The following is an 18,096-nucleotide window of genomic DNA, read 5'->3' as shown; positions in this document are numbered from 1 at the left end:
AAAGGATCTCACCATATCAGGGTCTCCCGAAACACCCCCTCCAGGTCTCGGGTCCGGACGGGGCCAAAATAGCGACTGTCGAAACTTCCCGGCGTGTCGCCGAGCAGGAAGAGCTCGTCCGGCGCGAGCCGGCGGCACCCGGTCCAAGCGGGCAGAGCGGTGCCACGACGATCACGATCCAGAACCGGGGCCATCCGGCCCGGTATCCGAACCCGAGCTCCCTCTCGGCAGACCGGATCGCCGCCGACGGCCGCCACCCGTTTGATCAGCAGGACCTCGTCCGGCATGCCGAGTGCGCCCAGGTAGCGCCGGGCGATGGGAGGCTGGGGCAGAGCGACCATCGCACCCCTCTCCGGCGCGCCTCCAGGCTGTCGTAGATAGAGGCCACGCGGCACGCTGGGGCTCTCGTTGACCAAAGCCAGGGCTGGCGTCTGATCGGCGATCAGGGCGCTTAGGGTGAGGAAGAAGACGGTGACGCCGAGCACGGCCCAGCGGTTTCCAGTATCGAGAGGGGTCCAGGTCATGGCTGGTACGGCTCCAGGATCAGGTCGCGGGTGATCATCACGCGGACCGGCGCTCCAGCGCGCAGACGGATCGACGGCCGGACGTCCAGCTCCCGGTCTACGAGCCTCCCCCCGACCTGGGAGCCCTCGATGGCGGCGGCGTCCCCGGCGTCGCCGAGCAGGCCGCCCGAACCCTCGCCGTCGCCGTCGCGTGCGATCTGACCGAGGGTGGTGATCGCGCCGGCGAACAGGGTCCCGACCAGCAAGGGGAATAGCCGCCGATCGACTTGGCCCCGAACCCCGACCGCGCCTTGCGCGTCCACGCCGGGCTCGCCGGTGAGCACCAGGCTCTTACCGTTGGGCAGGATCAGCCGGTCCCAGGTCAGGAAGGCGCGTCGGTCGCCATAGGCGCTCTCGCCCTCATGGCGGCCGATGAGCCGGGTCCCCTGCGGCAGGACGAGATGGCGTCCGCTGACGGTGTCATAGACATTCTGCGACACCGTCGCGACGACTGGCCCCTCGCGGCCGGTGTCCACCCCGGTCAACAGGACCGCGGGGATGATCGCGCCGGCTTTCAGCTCATAGGGCGACAGCGGCGCCGTCAGGGTGTGGCCATTATAGGTTGCCCCGACGTCCGCAGTGTCCGCACGGGCGCCGCCCGTCGCTGGACCCGCCCCGGCACGCGGGGCAGGACCGGCCCCGGTCGACGCCCCCTCGAAGAACAAGCCCGATCGCGCCGCTTGGTCGGCAGGACTGGGCCCGGTCGCCCGGGTCGGCCGCGATGGCGCATAACCGGCGCTATACCGGGCGGGCGCGGGCGGCGGCGGAGGGACACCAGGCTCAGCCGTCTCGGGCTCGGCCCCATTGCGCGGCTCGGGCAGCCGGTCATAGGTCGCGGGCTGGTCGGTGACCGCTTCGGAGGGTCGAACGGAGCCCCGGGCCTGTTCCTCCCGGCCCTCGACAGCGCGGAGCCGGGCGCTGTCGCGCAGTTCCGGCTGGACGACGAAGGCCCAGGCCAGGGAGCCGGAGACGAGGATCACGCCGCCGATCACGATCGTCTGGACGACCGACTTGCGCAGCCGGGTGACCGGCGGACGCGGAGCCCGCATCGACAGGCCAGGCGGCGGCGCCTTGGCCGCGCTGGTCAGGTCGGGTCTGACCTCAGGGCCGACGCCGGACGCTGCCGAAGAAGCGACGTCGTCGGGATTGTGGGGGCTATCCTGGAACGAGGTCATCGGGCGGCTCCCTGGAGGCGGCGGATACGAACGACCTGGGGGCGACGATCGCCGAGCCTGAGCTCGGCGCGATCGAAGACGCGATCGACGATGAACAGACCTCCGGCCTGGCGGTAGTTGACCATCTGGGTCTCGCCGTCGGCGGCGATCACAAACAGGGCCGGCGCTTCGTCGATCTGAAGATCGGGGTCGAAGGCGATGAAGGTGCGCTGCCCGTCGTTGAAGACCGAGGCGGGCGTCCACCGTGCACGGCGCCCCTGCGGCTCTATCCGGTAGCGGGCGTCGATAGGCCCCTCCGGCATCGCCACCGGGTCCGACACGCGGATTTCCGCCGCCTCGGCGATCGGCGCCCTGGCCGGGGGATCCATCGCCCCCGTGTCCCAGGCGATCGCCGCGTTGAAGCCTGAGGCGTCACCACTCTTCAGGTCGATGAAATAGACCCGCCGGTTGGTGGTCAGGACTAGGTTGGTTTCCAACCCGCGTTGCAGCGGCTTGAGCAGGACGTGGGTTCGCTGACCTGCGCCCTCCCCGGACGTGGTCTCCCCGATCTGCCAGCGGACGGTGTCGCCGGCCGCCTTGGAGACGAGGGTTTCGCCAGCGCCCAGGGTCAGGGTGGTGACCCGCAGAGGCGCCGTCCAGACCTCGAATACCCGGCCCGGGGACCAGGCGAACACCTGGACCCCGCCGACGAAGGCGTCTGAACGGGACGGGGCCCGGGCGTCCAGATTGGCGGCGACGATGGCGCGGCGGCCCGTCATCCCGGTTGCAGGCGCAGCGGCCGCCGGCAGCGCCTCATAAGGGACGCCGGCCGGCTTGGCGGTGACCGGCGTGGTGGCCGCGACCGGCTCCGCAGCGACCGGTGTGGTCGTCTGCGACGGAGACTGGGCCCGGGTGCCGACCGGAGCTTCGGCCGCGACGACAGGCAGGGGCGACATCAGCGGCGGCCCGGATGTTCGGCCGAACATGGCGCAGCCGGACAGGCTGAGGCCCAGGCCGGCCAGGATCAGGAAGCGTCGGGGGTCCATGATACGTCCTCGATTTTCAGTCCAAGGGGGTTCTTCATCAGCTCGGCCTCGGTGCGGGGCGGCTGGGTCGTTGTGGTGATCAGGGCGCGCCAGCGCTCGACGCCGGCCTGCTGGCCGTTGACGAAACGGGTCTCGCGCCATTGCAGATCGTAGGTCCGCTCGGTGCGCCGCACGACGTTGAGCACCTCGACGTTGACGGCTTCGCGCCCGACCTCGGCGAACGGGTCGTGGGTCTGGGCCCACGCGTTGAGGAAGCTCGCCGCCTTGGGCGTCATCAGGTCGTAAGCCCGAAGCCAGTTCTGCCGGATGACGATTGGGTCGATCGACTTGGAGCGGACGTCACGCACCCAGCCGGCCAGCGCGTGGCCGATCTGGGCCTCGGTCGGTTCGTAGCGGCCGCCGATCGCCGTGATCCTCTGGGTCTGTCCGAGTTCGGAGACCTCGACCACGAAGGGTTTGACGATGGCCCTGTCGGCCTGGACCCACCAACCCGCGCCAAGGAAACCGGCGAGGACGAGATTGGCCACCGCGATACGGCGCCAGTTCCGGGCATGGGCCAGGGACAGCCCCATCCGGTCGTCCCAGATCTGGCCGGCGCGCTGATAGGGGGTCGTCTCGGGCGCCGAGGCCAAGGCGCGCTTCGGACGAAAGAAGGGGTGCATGGTCAGGACTCCTCGGTTCTCAGGTTGGGAGACAGGACGCCGCTGGTTTCGCCGGCGGGCATGAGCCCGCGCCCGGCGTTGGCGACGAAGAAGGCTTGCAGGGCTTGGGCGCGCGCAGGCCGTCTCGATCCGCTGGACCCGGTCGATCCTGCGGCCGCCCTATGGAAATCGGATTTGGCGGCCTCAGCCTCCGCCGCGAGCTTTTCGGCCGGTCGGCCTGGCCGCGCGCCGGCACCGGCGCCGTCGTTGGCCGCGCCGCCGGATCCCGACGCTTCTCCCGAAGGCGATCCCGACGTTTGGCGAGGCTGCCAGGCGACCGCAGGTTCGGAAACGCCGCTGGAGGGAAATGTCGGCGCGGAGGACATCGCCCCGCCCGACGGTCGGCGCGGACCCGACGGCGAGGGATTGTCATTGGAGGGTTTGGGAGGTGTGGATGGCGGAGGCGACATCGGCGGGGTCGGGGACCGGCCCGCCCCCGCCCCGGCGGCCGCCCGTGCGGGACCCGCCATCTTCGCCGCGCCGCCTGCGACCGCCGTGCCCGCACCCGCGATCCCGGCTCCGGCCAGGGCGGCGCTGCCGCCGACGGCGATTCCGGCCGTGATGGCGGCTCCGGCGCCGAGGGCCGGCCCGCCCGTCACCAGGGCCGAGGCCAGATTGGGGATGAACATCGCCAGCATGGCCAGAAGGATCGCGGCGACGAGGATGCTCAACGCCTCGTAGATGTCGGGATTGGCCGAGGGCTGGAGCTGGTCGAAGACGGTCCGGGCCCCCGAGATCACGATGGCCAGGGCGAGCACCTTGAGGCCCGAGGACACGACGTATCCGAGGGGCCGCTCCGCCAGGAAGGCGGACTTGTTCCAGATGCCGAAGGGCAGAAGGATGAAGCCGCCCAGAGTGACGATCTTGAACTCGAGCAGGGCCACGATGATCTGCAGCGCCAGCACGGCGAAGGCCAGCATGATGCCGATCATGGCGAGGCCAAGGATCAGCGCGTCAGCCATGTTGCCGACCACGTCGAGCGGATTGTCGACGGGCGCCGGGGTCTCGCCGAGCGCCTTCACGATCTCCCAGCCCTGGGCCAGGATGGCCCCGGGATTGAGAAAGTCGGCCCGGCTGAGCGATCCGCCGCCGGCCGTCAGCCCCAGTTCGATGAACCCGGCGTAGATTGTCTCGGACAGCTGTTGCCAGTCGTTGATCAGCCAGGCGAAGGCCCCAATCAGCAGCACCTTTCCAAAGCCGGAGGCCAGGACTTCGCGATTGGACGACATCGCCCACTGGATACCGGTCAGGGCGACGACCAGGACGATCAGGAGCCCGAAGACGCCGTTGACCGCGCCCTGCAGGGCGTCGAACCCGGCCGAGATGGTGTTTGAAAACACCACCATCAGCTCATTGGGGGTTTCCACTCCGACCGACATCGCTCCGCTCCTCAGTCCCGCGCGTGCGACAGGGGATCGAAGGCCGGGGCGGCGGGCGTTCCGGCCGAGCCCGCCCAGCGGCGGCGACGGGCCTGGTCGCCCGAGGCCTGGGTCGCCGCGTCGCGCGCCGTCGCCTCGGCCAGAAGCCGGGACTGGGCGAGCATGATGGTGCGCAAGGCCGCCAGATCCTCGGCAAGGACAGCCAGCATCTGGTTGGAGGACTGGATCGCGGCGGTCTGGCCTGAAGCGGCCTCGCTGGCCGACAGGGCGCCGGTCAGCCGCTGGTCGCGTCCCTGGCCCAGGCGCTCGAGTTCGGCGGCGGTGCGGGCGACATCCTCGGCCGTGCGCCGGGCATTGACGGTCCGGGCCTGGCCCTGCTCGAGCAGCCGCAGCATGTCTGAGCCGGACAGGTCATCGGGATAGAGGCTCTGGAACTGCTGCTCCAAGCCGCTGACCGAACTGGCGATCCCGCGCGCCGTGCGGGCCAGTTCGGCCATATCGCGCAACGACTGGCTGTTGCCGGTCAGATGGCTGTAAGGCGAGGCCGCAAGGCTCTTGGCCTCGTTGGCTAGGCTCTCCAGCTGACGCGCCGCCTGAAGCGCATTTTCGATGTGGTTGCGGGGGTCGAAGACGACCTGTTGTGCAGGCGCCGGGGTCGCGGTCGCCAGCAGGCTGACGGCCACGAGGCCGACGGCCACGATCTGGACCGGCCTATTCGGCCGCGAGCGGTCGGGCGAAGGCGTCGAAAACAGCATCAACATTGTGTACTCCCTTGGCTGTGAGAAATTCCCGCGCAAATCCGGCCTCTCCGGAGGCAGCGAGAATGTCGTCGATGAGGGTCTGGTCTTCCGGTGCGCTGGCCCCGCACAGGGCGAGGGCCACGCCGGTCAGACGCAGGTCGAACAGACGACGGCCGCGCGGCTGGCGCCAGTAATAGGCCCGCTTGGGCGTGGCGAAGGCGATCAGCTCGAGCTGGCGCCGGTTCAAGCCGAACCCCTGATAGAGGCGGGCCGAAGACGGTTCGAGCGCGCGGGGGTTGGGCAGGAAGACCTGGGTCGGACAGCTCTCGATCAGACTGGTCGCGATCGGCGAGGCGGCCACGTCGTCCAAGCTCTGGGTCGCGAACACGACGGCGACCCGCTTCTTGCGCAGCGTCTTGAGCCACTCCCTGATCTTGGCGGCAAAGGCGGTCTCGCCGAGGAAGAGCCAGGCCTCGTCGAGCACCAGAAGTGTGGGTCGACCGTCGAAGCTGCGTTCGAGGTGATGGAAGAGCGCCGAGAGAACCGGAGCTACGGCCGAGGGCGTGGCCATCAGGCTTTCGAGCTCGAAGGTGTCGAACCGGCTGGGAACGAGCGCCTCGCCCTCTCCGTCGAGCAGGGCGCCGTGCGGACCTTTGAGTGTCAGGGGCTCCAGCGCGGCGGCGACCGCCTTGTCCTGCACCAGGGCGCAGAAGACCGTCAGGGTGCGCTGCGCCACGGGGGTGTCGGCCAGGGCCTCGAGCGCCGCCCAGATCTCTTCACGGATCCTTGGCACAGGCTCCAGCCCCGCGAGCCGGACGGTCTCTGCGATCCATTCCGACGCCCAGGCCCGTTCGATCTCCTGGTCGATGCGCGCCAGAGGCTGTAGCGAGAACCGCGCGGCGGGCTCCAACGCGCGCCAGCAGCCGCCGGCGGCGAGTGTCGCGGCCCGGGCCGAACGGCCCTTGTCGAAGAAGACCACCCGGGCGTCTGGGTAGCGGAACCACTGCAGGGCCAGGAAAGAAAGAAGCGCGCTCTTGCCCGAGCCCGTTGGCCCGACGACCATCGCGTGGCCGACATCGCCGACGTGCAGCACCAAGCGAAAGGGGGTCGACCCTGTCGTCCGGGCCGTCGCCAGCGGGGGGCCATCCAGATTGAGGTCCAGGGACGGCCCGGCCCAGACCGCCGACACCGGCAGCAGATCGGCCAGATTCAGGGTCGAGACGAGCGGTCGGCGGACGTCGGCATAGGGCTCGCCCGGCAGGGAGCCAAGCCAGGCCTCCACGGCATTGAGGTCCTCGATCCGAGCCAACAGCCCCTGAGCGTTCAATGCGGCCTCGATGGCCCGCGCCTTGGCGGCGGCGCCGGCCTCCGTCGCGTCAAGCACGGTCACCGTCAGGGTCAGATAGCCGAAAGCGCAGGCCTCGGCCCCCAAGGCGGCCAGGGCGCCGTCGCACTCCTCGGTCTTGGAGGCCGCGTCGGTATCGAGCAGCGGCACCTCCTCCTTGGTGATGGCTTCACGCAGGAGAACACCGACACCCTTGCGCTTGGCGAACCAGCGCTTCCTCAGCTTGACGATCTCACGCTCGGCCTCCGGCTTGTCGAGACCGATCCAGCGGGCCGTCCAGCGGTAGGGAAAAGGAAGGGCGCCAAGCGCATCCAGCAGGCCGGGCCGCGTCACCGACGGCAGGCCGCGCACGGACACGACCTTGAGCCAGCGATCACCGAGACGCGGGGCGATGCCGCCGGAGAGGTCGGCATCCGTCAGCCAGGCGTCGAGATACATGGGCGAATCCGGCGCGGCGACCGGGAAGCTCCTCGGCGACACGCAGTCGTGCAACCAGGTCAGCAGCTCCGTGTCGTCGAGCGGAGCGATCTCGGGCAGGGCGTCCGACAGGAGGTCGAGCGTGGTCGCCGCCTCCCGGGTAAAAACCGCCAGGGCCTGGCGCCAGTCCGCGCCGCCCTTGGCCAGGCCGTCGAACAGCCAGCGCTCCATTATCCGCGTCTCGTCGGCCGGGGGCAGCCAGGTCAGGGCCAGGTGAAAATCCGTTTCGAAGGCGGGGTCGCCCGCCTCGAACCGGCTTCGGCGCTCCTCATCGAGAAGCCAGGCGACATCCAGGTCGAACGCGCTCTCCGGATAGGGGGCGGCCTCGCGGCGGCGCGCCTCCATATGCAGGCACCAGCCCGTCCCGAGACGCTTCAGCGCATTGTTCAGACGCGCACGGACGGCCATCAGCTCGTCCTCGGTCGAGGATTCCAGGTCCGGCCCCCGGAACCGGAAAGCCGTTGTGAACGAGCCGTCCTTGTTCAGGACCACGCCCGGCGCGACAAGAGCGGCCCAGGGCAGATGGTCGGCGAGAGCGGCCGGGCGTCTGCGATGTTCTTCGAGAAAGCGCATCGGCCCCTCACGCGTCCAGATGGCCAGGCAGGGCGAGGTGTCGCCGCAGCACATCGAAGAACCGGCGGTCCGCTCTGGCCGCCCACAGGCCGATCGCGTGGGCGGCGGCCCACCACAGAAGGCCGAGCCACCAGATCCGCAGGGCAAGGCCGAGCACCACCGCGATCGTCCCCATGGCGATGGCGTAGTCCCGAGGCATCCCGGCCATGAGGACCGGCTCGGTCAGGGCCTGGGCGACCGGAAGATCCCAGCCCTCCGGTCGGCCGTCTTGGAGGGAGCCGGCCATCATCCGATCTCCGCCCCGCCGGCGAAGCCGAAGAAGTCGAGGAAGAAGGTCGAGGCCGCGAAGGCGATGCAAAGGCCGAACATGATGCCCAGACCGCGCCGCATCGAGGATCCGTTCTCGCTCATCGCGATCCCGGCGCCGAAGACGACCACCGCAACGACTGCTGCAGCCTGGACCACGGGCCCGGTGATGGACTGGACCACCTGCTGGAGCGGCCCTTCCCAGGGCATCCCCGAACCTCCGGCCAGGGCCGGCCCGGCCATCATCAGGCCGCACGTCATCATCGCGCCCAACAGGCGGCGCCCAAGTCTTCCACGCATGTCTTGCTTCCTGTGTTCAGCGCGTCTCAGCGCGATGCACCACATAGCAAGCAAATGTATCCACAGGTTGTCAACTCTGTGGATCGATTATTTTGCGCGACTTACAAACGACTGTAAGACAACTCGCAACGACTCAAAATATAACTTGTGATGACTTGCGGTCCGAAAGTCGCCCTGACTTCGATGGCGACTTCCCACGACTTGCGTTTCGTCCCCGACAGCGCGCGTTGCCAAACGACGCCGCCACAATTTCAGGTGAAAGATTAGCTTACGGCCAGGACGGTTATCGCATAGCCGTCGTCGTCCAACGGCTCGACACCGAGCACAGCCTGGACCTTCCGTCCGGTGGCGGTCCGCCAGATGTGGACATCCAATCGATCCGTGGATGATCGGGCGGCGGGGTGTCCAGGAGAAAGTTTTGGCCGACTGCCGCCCCGAACGGCCCTTTCGCGGTGAGCCAGCGGCAGCTTGAATCGAGAGGTCGGAGATGCGGCTGAGGTCTGAAATCCGCCACAAGCAGATATTCGGGTAACCTCGAAAATTACAGGTTGCACTGGGACGGGGTACGGAGCTTAGCTTTCTGGTATCGAACGCCCCGCGCCCTTCAGGGGGGTGCGATCGCGATTGCGGAGAGATCCGAGGTGATCTCGACCGGAACCCCGGCGGCCTTCCGTTCGGAATAGCGGTCCACGAGCTGAACGGCGTGCGGCCGGATCAGGATGGTGAAGCGCACCAGCTCCTCCATCACATCGACGATCCGCTCATAGTAGACCGAGGGCTTCATTCGACCGGCCTCGTCGAACTCCTGGAAGGCCTTGGCCACGCTGGACTGGTTGGGGATGGTGACCATCCGCATCCAGCGGCCCAGAAGGCGCAGGGTGTTGACGGCGTTGAAGCTCTGGGACCCGCCCGACACCTGCATGACGGCGAGCGTCCGGCCCTGGGTCGGGCGCATCCCGCCCAGGCTGAGCGGCAGGTGATCGATCTGCAGCTTCATCACTCCGGAGACCTGGCCGTGCCGTTCCGGACTGCACCAGACCATGCCCTCCGACCAGAAAGCGTGCTCGCGCAACTCGCGCACCGCCGGGTGGTCGTCGTCGCCGGGCGCGCCCGGCAGGGGGAGGTCGGAGGGGTCGAAGATGCGGGTCTCGCATCCCATTCGCTGCAGCAGGCGGGCTGCTTCCTCGACGCAGAGCCGCGAATAGGACCGCTCGCGCAGCGATCCGTACAAGAGAAGGATACGCGGCGCCGGGTCTGCCGGGCCCAGTCCACGGGCGGGCTCGGCAGAGAGATAGGCCGCGTCCAGAGCCGGCAGGTGATCTGGATACGGCAGCGAACGCAGGCGGGCGAAGGTCATCACAGGTCCTTGGTCAGATAGGCGGCCGACGCGGGGCAGAGATCCGCGAACTCGCGGGTTCGCGGATCGCGGGCGGCACAGACGCCCGATCGGCGGCGACAAAGCCGCGCCCGGCGAAGAAGGGCTCGGCCGTCGTCGTGAGCAGGTGAAGCCGTTCTCCGCCCAGATCCCTCGCCACTGCCTCGGCGGCGGTCAGGCTGCGGCTCCCGAGCCCTTGGGCCTTCAGGTCGGCGAGCACGACCAGGGAACGCAGCATCAAATCCCGCCCCCCCTCCAGGCCGACGTATCCGGCGAGGGCTCCGTATTCGCGGGCGGTGAAGTAGCGGCCGGCGCCGGGCTCCGGCAGGCCCTCGCCGCGTAGGGTTGCGATCAGGCCGGCGTCATCCGCGTCCAGGAGATGCAGGACGACCATCAGGCGGCGTCCGCCGGCGGCGCGGTGTCAGGAAACCAGCGTCGGCCCATCCGCAGCGCGACGGATACCAGTAGGATCAGCACCGGCACCTCGACCAGCGGGCCTATGACGGCCGCGAAGGCGACGGGCGAGGTCAGCCCGAAGGCCGCGATGGCCACGGCGATGGCCAGCTCGAAATTGTTCGAGGCCGCGGTGAAGGCCAGGGCGGTGGTGCGCGGATAGTCGGCCTCGATCAGCTTGCCCATGAGGAAGCTGACCACGAACATGACGAGGAAGTAGATCGTCAGGGGAATGGCGATGCGCAGGGCGTCCGGCGGAAGAGCCACCACCTCGCCGCCCTTGAGGCTGAACATGACAACGATGGTGAACAGCAGGGCGATCAGGGTGATCGGTCCGATGCGCGGCAGAAAGCGCCGCTCGTACCAGTCGGCGCCCCGGCGGGCGATCAGGCCGCGACGGGTCAGGAAGCCGGCCAGGAACGGCAGGCCAAGGTAGACGAGCACCGCGCCTGCGATGGTCCAGACGCTGATGTCCACCACACTGCCCTGCAGGCCGAACAGGGGCGGCAGGACCGTGAGGAAGATCCAGGCGTAGAGGCTGAAGAACAGGATCTGGAAGATCGAGTTGAACGCCACCAAGCCGGCGACATACTGGTTGTCGCCCCGCGCCAGCTGTTCCAGACCAGCACCATGGCGATGCAGCGGGCCAGGCCGATCAGGATGACGCCGGCCATGTATTCCGGCTGATCGCGCAGGAAGATCACCGCCAGGGCGAACATGAGGACCGGGCCCAGCACCCAGTTCTGGAACAGGGACAAGGCCAGGACCCGCTTGTCGGCGAAGACGCGCGGCAGCTCCTCGTAGCGGACCTTGGCCAAGGGCGGGTACATCATCAGGATCAGGCCGATGGCGATCGGGATGTTGGTCGAGCCGATCGACAGGCTGTCCACCCACGCCGGAAGGCCGGGAACCAGCGCCCCCAGGGCGACGCCCAGCGCCATAGCCACGAAAATCCACAGCGTCAGCCAGCGGTCGAGAAAGGACAGGCGACGCGGCGCATCGTCCGCCACCGGGGTGTCCATCATCGTTTCACCCGCTGCCCGGCTGCGTCGATGACGACCTCGCCGTCCTCCTTGGTGAAGGGCTTGAGACTGTCGGCGGGCAGAAGATCGAGGACGGCCTCCGACGGTCGGCACAGGCCGACACCGAGCGGACTGACGACGATCGGGCGATTGAGCTGGATCGGATGGGCTTCGATCGCATCGAGCAACTGATCGTCCGTCAGGCCCGGGTCCCCAAGGCCCAGTTCGGCGAAGGGCGTGCCCTTCTCGCGCAACAGGTCGCGCAGCGGCTTGCCGGCCCGCTTGGCCAACCAGCCGACCATGGCGCGCGACGGCGGCGTCTTCAGATACTCGACGACATGCGGCTCGGTGCCGACGTGGCGAATGAGCTCCAGCGCGTTGCGCGACGTCCCGCAGGCGGGGTTGTGATAGATCACGATGTCCACGGGATCCTCAGGGGCAGCAGGGCGCGAGTTCGGCCAGCAGGGGCTCGCAAAGGTCCGCCCTCCCCCCGCAGCAGTCCTTGAGCAGGAACAGTACCAAGTCGCGGGACCGGTCCAGGTCGGCCCGATAGATGATCGACCGGCTGCGCCGCTCCGACTTGATCAGCCCCGCACGGGTCAGGACGCCCAAGTGCGCCGACAGGGTGTTGGCCGGCACGGCCAAAGTCTGGGCGATCTCGCCGGCCGGCGCCCCCGCCGGTTCGTGGCGCACCAGAAGGCGGAAGGTTTCCAGCCGAGTCGATTGGGCGAGGGCGGCAAGCGCCAGCATTGCGTCTTCGGATTCCATATTTCTAGATTAACGGAATTATTGATCGAAGCAATCACTACCGAGTTCTAGACGACAATCTGACGCGTCAGCCGATCAGTCAGCCAAGTCGTCAGCGAGAGGAATAATAGCCGAGCCCAGCGGCCACGTCAGCCCAACGTCGCTTCGAGGTGGCGTCAAGCTTGTCCAGCCAAGAGCTCACGCCGGTCCGCAATTCCGATGCCTTCACGACTACTGCGGGCCAAACCGACTGTCCGGCCTCGTCACGCAGTTCGAACCGGACCGTGGGATCCGGCAAGGTCAAATCGAAGTCAACGACGCCGAAATTGACGTCGTTGGAGAACGCCTGGCGCACCCGCATGACCGGGCGGCCCGTCAGGTAGAGGTCAACGGTATCCTGAGCCAGCGGCGAACTGACGAATTCGTACAGATCGTAGCCGCCGCGGTCCGACCAGGGCAGGCAGTTCATCTCGCCGAAATGCGTATCGCCCGAGAGCAGCAGGACGCCGGGGATCCTCTCTGCCATGATGTGTTCGAAGATGGCGTCCCGCTCATGGGTGAACGAGGACCACGAATCCGCACCCTCGGCCTTGCCGTCATTCCAGCCGGAACCGGAGATCAACACCTTGAATGGCGCACGGCTAGCGCTGAGCCCGGCCATCAGCCAGTCGCGCTGCGCCTCGCCGAGCATCGTCTTGCCGGCGACATCCGGGTCCATGTTAGGGTCGCGGTGATAGCGGACGTCAAGAAAGAAGAAATCGACACCACCCTGCGACCAGCGGAAGAAGGCGCCTGGCGTTCCAAGCAGGCCGGCGGACGGGTTGGGCCAATAACGTGCGAACGTCTCCAGGGCGGCGACCTTGCCGGGATGCCGACGATCCTGGTCGTTCAGCCCGTAGTCGTGGTCGTCCCAGATGCAGAACTGGGGCGTGGTCGCCATGAAGCGCCGGATCTCAGGCAGATCGCGCTGGCGGCGATATTCCTCGGCGAGGATCTCCGGGTCCAGGCTGTCGGCATAGACCGCGTCTCCGGCCCAGACAAAGAGGTCGGGTCGGGCAGTTTCGACTGCGCGCCAGATCGGCTGGACAGGATAGCGGGCGCGGCGGGCGCAGGATCCGAAAGCCAGCCTGAACCGGGCCGCCTGTTCGGGCGCCGCCGTCAATGTCCAAGGCTCCAGTCCCTGGTCGTCCGGATTGGGTTTGCCATCGACAATGATGCGGTAGGCGTAGGTACGGCCAGGCTCCAGCCCTTCAAGCTGATGAACCTGGATGAAGTCCTCCACGACATCGGCGGCCAGGACCGGGCTGCGACGTGGGTCCGGGAACTGGGGATCGACGTCGTATTCGATGCAGATCGGCCAAGGGCCGCTGGCCCGCGTCCAGACGACAGCCTCCCCGCCGCGCGCCCAGCCGAGCACAGGCCCCTGCATGAGACGCTTGATGCCGACCCAGTCGAGGTTTGACTGGGCGGCCGCGACGGCGGGCGAAAGGGCGAGAAAGCTCGCGCCCATCAGGGTACGGCGGTTCAGTGGCGGCATGAGGCGTCCTGTCGCGCGAAGGTGGGTCCGCGCCGCCGCCGGAAATGATCGAGGCGGCGCGGAGGGTCGTCAGAAGGCGTAGCGCAATCCGACGCCATACGTCGCCGGTGCGCCGACCAGACGCGATGCGCCGTTCAACTCCGGGAAATAGACCTCGTCGGTGATGTTGCGGCCGTAAGCGTAGACCGCCCAGTCAGCCGTCGACGCCAGCTCGACCCGTGCGTTCAGCAGTGTATAGGCCTCCGCCGTATTGCCGGGGATGGCGTTCAGACGGTTGGACTCCTCGCCGTGGTGCGAGACGCCCAGGCGCGAGTTGATCCTCCAGCCGTTCGACAGGGTCAGGCCGTGGTTGAACGACAAAGTGGCGGTGACGTCCGGGGCGCCCGGCAAGGGGTCGCCCACCGTGGCCAGGACATCGGCCACACGCGCCGAGCTGAACGAGATGATCTCGGAGTCCAGGAAGGCCGCCGACAGATCGACATCCAAGGTCTGGGAATCAGTCTCGAACAGCACGGCATTAATGGCGAAATCGATGCCCGAGGTCTCGGCCTCGCCGACGTTGGCTCGGCCGTTGGTGTCGTTGGCCAAACGAGTCGTCGCCTGCAACTCCTCGAACTCATAAGCGAAGGCGTCCAGCGACACGCGCAGACGACCGGTGGTCCAGCGCAGACCCGCCTCATAAGCGGTTACCGTCTCGGAATCGAACGGCAGGGTCTCGGCCTGGGTGAAGATCGAAGTGCCGTCGAAACCGCCAGCCCGATACCCGGTGCCGGCCGAGACGAAGACGTTGAGGTTCGAGGTGACGTCGTACTTGGCCGTGATCCGGCCCGAGACGTTGTCGTCCTCGAACTCGCGATTCCAGATGAAGGGGTTGGTGGTGGCGAAGGTGGTCGTGAAGGTCGAGATCCCCCACGGGTTGAGGTCGTCGTTGCGGCCGCTGAACGTCGATTCATCCCGAGTGTAGCGCAGGCCGCCGGACAGTTGCAGCCGGTCGGTGACGTGGAAGTCGATCTGGCCGAACGCGGCGACGCTGTCGCGGGTCTGCTTGTGCAGGTTGTCGTAGATCGTTCGCGCCGTATAGCTGGTCCAGCGGGTGTCGAAGTCGATCTCGTCGGAGACGAGGAACCCGCCGACGATCCAGTCGAACCGGCCGCCTGTATCGTCGCCCAGCCGGACCTCCAACGAGGCCTGGCTCAGCTCTTCGTCGGCGTCGAAGCGGGACGCGGGATAGGGCGAGCCGTCGCCGTTGCCTTGGACCGATCGCGTGGTGGCTTGGGCACCCGCAACGATCGTGAGGTTGAGGTTATCGCCGAGCTCATGCTCCAGGGTCGCCGACAGACCGTAGATGTCGATGTCCTGCGTTGGATATTCGGCCGAATAGAACTCGTAGGGGTCATCGTTCTCGCCGGCGTTGGCGATGTTGGTGTCGAGCGCCGCCGAGATCCGGTCGTACTGGCGCGTCTCGCCACGATCCCGACTGCCGAACAGTTTGATGGTCAGATCCGTCTGGGGCGCGAGTTCGATCGCCACCGTTGCACGACCAGCGACGAGGTCCTTGTCGCCGAAGCCTTCGCGACGGCCGGGATGGAGGATCGGCGGCATCTGGTTCTGCACCACCCCGCCGACCGAGAGGCGGAAGCCCGCAAGATCGCCGGCCCCGGCGCCGTCCATGAAGCCGCCGCCCTGCTCGGCCAGGATCGCCACCCGCACGCCGACCCTTTCCGTCACCGGGCCGCCGAAGGCGGTTTCGAAGGCGGTGTAGTCATAGCTGCCGTACTCGACCCGGGCGCCTCCCTCCCGCACGTCGGTCGGACCGCGGGTGATGGCGTTGATGACGCCGGCCGTGGTGTTGCGGCCATACAGAGTGCCTTGAGGCCCCTTCAGGACTTCCACGCGCTCCAGGTCGAAGAGAGGCATGCCCAGATAGGCGTTGGAGGTCTGGTAGACGCCGTCGATGTGCAGGGCGACCGAGGGGTTGCCGTTCGGCTTATAGTCATCGGCGCCGCCGATGCCGCGGATGGAGATCAGGCCGTAGTTCGTTCCGCCGAAGGCGTAGTTGACTGAGACGCCCGGAACCTCATCGACCAGGCCGGTGACGCTGTCGATGCCGCGCCGTGCGGCGTCATCGCCATCGATGACCGTCACCGCCAGAGGCACGTCTTGGATGCGTTGTTCGCGCTTCTGCGCCGTGACGATCACATCGTCGAGTTGGGCCGCGTCGCTCGTCTCGGTTCCGCCCGCTGAAACAGAAAAGGTGCGCTCGCCCACCGGCGTCGCGACCAGGCCGGATCCGGCGAGGATCTGGCCGAGAGCTTGGGACGGCGACATCAATCCCGAGAGTCGGTTTGCGCGCTTTCCACGAACCAGTTCAGGCGCGAACAGCACCTGAACGTCGGCAGTGCGCGCAAAGCTCGTCAGAGCCGTTTCAAGCGGCTGGCTTTCGATTGAGAAGGCGACCGGCTGATTGGCGGCTGTCTGGGCCATGGCGGGCGCCGAGACACCTAGCGCGGCGACGGCGACACAGGCGAGGAGGCCGCGCCTGAGGGCGCCGGCGAGCGGAGTGGTGTTGGTCATTGTAGCCCCATGAGATGCAGTGCCGGACGTGCGCCGGCTCACTCCCAGGAACGGAAGGCACTGCCCTGATCCCCACCCCGTCTTGGAAATTTCATCGAAGCGTCGCCGTTCAGTCAGAGGCGTCGATCCGCCATGTTCCGTCCGGGGTCTGAACAACGTCTAGATCGAAACCGCTGGCCAGACCCTGGGCGAACTCCCGCCCTCCGTCGTAGCGGAAAGACCCGGAAATCCGCACCTTGCCGGCCCTGTCGTCGCCGATCACCAGATGATCGGAGGAGTAGCGATTGAAGGTCTCGACCACCTCGCTCAAGGGCTTATCGCGAACGACCAAACGCCCCAGGCGCCATGCCGTGGCGCTCTCGACGTCGACAGAAGCAATGCGCAATTCGGCACCCTCTCCGGTGCCCCGCTGTCCGGCCGCGAGATTGGCCACTATGCGGGAGCCGTTGCGCCGGTCGGCGACCGTCACGGCGCCCTCCTCCACGACGATGTCAGGCCCCTCGTCCAACAGGCTGACCTGGAACCGGCTGGCCCCGGCGCTCATCGCCCGATCCCCCGCGATTACCGTCAACGGACGATCGCCATCGGCGAGGACATTGAAGTAGGCCTGCCCTTCCTCGAGGCGAACGCGACGGCGATCAGAGGCATAGTCGAGCCGCAGACGGGTCAGGGGCGCCAAGGTCACCTCCGATCCGTCTGGCAGGGGCGCGGTCATTCTCTGCCCCGCCCCGGTGACGATCAGGGCACTCGCTGGGGACGACGCGGACAGGACCCAGACACCGGCCCCCGCCGCAGCGACGGCACCTCCGGTCAGGCCGAACAGGGCTCGCCTGCGCGTCACGGCGCCGGATTCAGGTTTCAACGCCCTCGCGCGAAGGGCCAGAACATCCGGCGCGCCCGCTTCAACGCCCAGCGCGCCCCAGGCGACCTGGCACTGGCGATACGCCTGCCTGTTGTCAGGGTCCGCCTCGATCCAGGCGCGAAAACCCTCTTCGTCGGCCTGGCCGGGTCGCGCACCGCTGTTCATCCGCGCGAACCAGAAGGCGGCGGGGTCGTCATAGTCATCGTTGTCGGGGGTCGGCGAGGCGGGAGACATCAATCGGAAATCTTTCCCAGGTCCTGTCGCAGCGCCGACATCGAGCGCACCATATGCTTCTCTACCGCGCTCACGGAAATCCCCAGCCTTTCGGCGATCTGGGCGTAGGTCAGGTTTTCGAACCGGCGCAGGATAACGATCGTCCGGGCGCGGGGCGGCAGGGCGTCGAGGGCGGCAAGCATCCGTGTCAGCCTCTGACGGCCGGCGACAATACGCTCAGCGCCCGGCTCTTCGCTCTCGGCAGACAGGGTATCGATATCGACATGTCGCCCTCCTCCGCGTGAAAGCTCATAGCGTCCTCGGTCGCGCGCGATGTTGGCGGCGGCCTCGAAGACATAGCCATCGACGTTGTCCAGGGTCAGCAGATCGGCCCGGCGCAGCAGACGCACGAACAGATCCTGGACCATTTCCTCGGCGTCTGTTCGGGAGCCGGATCGTCGTGCGAAGAAGTTGAGCAGGGGCAGACGCAGTCGCCGAACGAGCGCCGCGAAGTCGTCCGTCCTATCGATCTCCCTGGATCGACCATCCTTGTTCTCGACCTGCTCGATCACCTGGACCATGGCAAGCTGATGCCGGAGATGGGTCACGGTGAAATGTCGTTCTCGCGACAATCCCATAACGGCGTCATCGACGACGGCTTCGGGCCATTGAATGGGGTTTGATCAGATTGCGCGGTTGATCCCGCAATCCCGGCAGGATCTCCTCGCC

At 67.6% G+C, this 18,096-nt stretch carries 17 protein-coding genes and 1 pseudogene; all 18 read right to left on the bottom strand.

The features are described 5' to 3' along the window. Positions 1-8: 8 nt before the first annotated feature. The 18 genes and pseudogenes from DT343_RS13265 to DT343_RS13180 all read right to left on the bottom strand — a co-directional run bounded on the left by DT343_RS13265 (position 9) and on the right by DT343_RS13180 (position 17,975). Positions 9-524 carry a S26 family signal peptidase gene (locus DT343_RS13265; RefSeq protein ID WP_112863233.1) on the bottom strand — a complete coding sequence of 172 codons (516 nt, stop codon included), beginning with the start codon at positions 522-524 and terminating at the stop codon, positions 9-11. After that, a complete protein-coding gene (locus DT343_RS13260) occupies positions 521-1,738 on the bottom strand; it encodes a TrbI/VirB10 family protein (protein WP_112863232.1) in 1,218 nt (405 codons plus the stop codon). The genes DT343_RS13265 and DT343_RS13260 overlap by 4 nt, the downstream gene beginning before the upstream one ends. Beyond that, positions 1,735-2,763 carry a P-type conjugative transfer protein TrbG gene (gene trbG, locus DT343_RS13255; RefSeq protein WP_258522580.1) on the bottom strand — a complete coding sequence of 343 codons (1,029 nt, stop codon included), beginning with the start codon at positions 2,761-2,763 and terminating at the stop codon, positions 1,735-1,737. The genes DT343_RS13260 and trbG overlap by 4 nt, the downstream gene beginning before the upstream one ends. After that, positions 2,742-3,425, bottom strand: a complete 684-nt coding sequence (gene trbF / locus DT343_RS13250) for a conjugal transfer protein TrbF (protein WP_112863231.1) — start codon at positions 3,423-3,425, stop codon at positions 2,742-2,744. The genes trbG and trbF overlap by 22 nt, the downstream gene beginning before the upstream one ends. Before the next feature lie 2 nt (positions 3,426-3,427). Next, positions 3,428-4,843 (bottom strand): P-type conjugative transfer protein TrbL, encoded by a 1,416-nt coding sequence (trbL, locus tag DT343_RS13245; protein WP_112863230.1) that lies wholly within the window; start codon positions 4,841-4,843, stop codon positions 3,428-3,430. Between the two features lie 11 nt (positions 4,844-4,854). Beyond that, a complete protein-coding gene (locus tag DT343_RS13240; RefSeq protein WP_112863817.1) occupies positions 4,855-5,604 on the bottom strand; it encodes a conjugal transfer protein TrbJ in 750 nt (249 codons plus the stop codon). Beyond that, complete coding sequence (gene trbE, locus DT343_RS13235; RefSeq protein WP_112863816.1) at positions 5,555-7,978, bottom strand: conjugal transfer protein TrbE; 2,424 nt, start codon at positions 7,976-7,978, stop codon at positions 5,555-5,557. The genes DT343_RS13240 and trbE overlap by 50 nt, the downstream gene beginning before the upstream one ends. Positions 7,979-7,985: 7 nt before the next feature. Then, on the bottom strand, positions 7,986-8,264 hold the full coding sequence (locus DT343_RS13230) for a VirB3 family type IV secretion system protein (protein WP_112863815.1): 279 nt from the start codon (positions 8,262-8,264) through the stop codon (positions 7,986-7,988). Next, positions 8,264-8,584 carry a TrbC/VirB2 family protein gene (locus tag DT343_RS13225; protein WP_181669198.1) on the bottom strand — a complete coding sequence of 107 codons (321 nt, stop codon included), beginning with the start codon at positions 8,582-8,584 and terminating at the stop codon, positions 8,264-8,266. The genes DT343_RS13230 and DT343_RS13225 overlap by 1 nt, the downstream gene beginning before the upstream one ends. Positions 8,585-9,188: 604 nt before the next feature. Continuing rightward, positions 9,189-9,941: an arsenical resistance protein ArsH gene (gene arsH / locus DT343_RS13220; RefSeq protein WP_112863229.1), complete on the bottom strand. Its 753-nt coding sequence runs from the start codon at positions 9,939-9,941 to the stop codon at positions 9,189-9,191. 13 nt (positions 9,942-9,954) lie between these two features. After that, positions 9,955-10,353: a GNAT family N-acetyltransferase gene (locus tag DT343_RS13215; RefSeq protein WP_258522579.1), complete on the bottom strand. Its 399-nt coding sequence runs from the start codon at positions 10,351-10,353 to the stop codon at positions 9,955-9,957. Further along, positions 10,353-11,242 (bottom strand): annotated as a pseudogene (arsB, locus tag DT343_RS13210) (ACR3 family arsenite efflux transporter). The gene DT343_RS13215 and the pseudogene arsB overlap by 1 nt, the downstream one beginning before the upstream one ends. 191 nt (positions 11,243-11,433) lie before the next feature. Beyond that, positions 11,434-11,859: an arsenate reductase (glutaredoxin) gene (arsC, locus tag DT343_RS13205; RefSeq protein ID WP_112863228.1), complete on the bottom strand. Its 426-nt coding sequence runs from the start codon at positions 11,857-11,859 to the stop codon at positions 11,434-11,436. Positions 11,860-11,866: 7 nt separating this feature from the next. Further along, the gene (locus DT343_RS13200; protein WP_112863227.1) at positions 11,867-12,202 is read right to left on the bottom strand and encodes an ArsR/SmtB family transcription factor; all 336 of its coding nucleotides are present in this window, start codon (positions 12,200-12,202) and stop codon (positions 11,867-11,869) included. 91 nt (positions 12,203-12,293) lie between these two features. Next, a complete protein-coding gene (locus DT343_RS13195) occupies positions 12,294-13,718 on the bottom strand; it encodes an alkaline phosphatase D family protein (RefSeq protein WP_112863226.1) in 1,425 nt (474 codons plus the stop codon). Positions 13,719-13,787: 69 nt separating this feature from the next. Next, on the bottom strand, positions 13,788-16,292 hold the full coding sequence (locus DT343_RS13190; protein ID WP_112863225.1) for a TonB-dependent receptor domain-containing protein: 2,505 nt from the start codon (positions 16,290-16,292) through the stop codon (positions 13,788-13,790). 109 nt (positions 16,293-16,401) lie between these two features. After that, positions 16,402-17,388 carry a FecR family protein gene (locus DT343_RS13185; RefSeq protein WP_112863224.1) on the bottom strand — a complete coding sequence of 329 codons (987 nt, stop codon included), beginning with the start codon at positions 17,386-17,388 and terminating at the stop codon, positions 16,402-16,404. Continuing rightward, positions 17,388-17,975, bottom strand: coding sequence for an RNA polymerase sigma factor (locus DT343_RS13180; RefSeq protein ID WP_258522578.1), 588 nt, complete (start codon positions 17,973-17,975; stop codon positions 17,388-17,390). Before DT343_RS13180 ends, DT343_RS13185 begins: the two co-directional genes overlap by 1 nt. Between the last annotated feature and the right edge of the window lie 121 nt (positions 17,976-18,096).

The organism is Brevundimonas vesicularis (assembly GCF_900445985.1).
In the GTDB taxonomy this organism is placed as follows: Bacteria; Pseudomonadota; Alphaproteobacteria; order Caulobacterales; family Caulobacteraceae; genus Brevundimonas; species Brevundimonas vesicularis_D.
The sequence above is the reverse complement of the archived record's forward strand: the minus strand, read 5'-3'. Positions and strand labels throughout refer to the sequence as shown.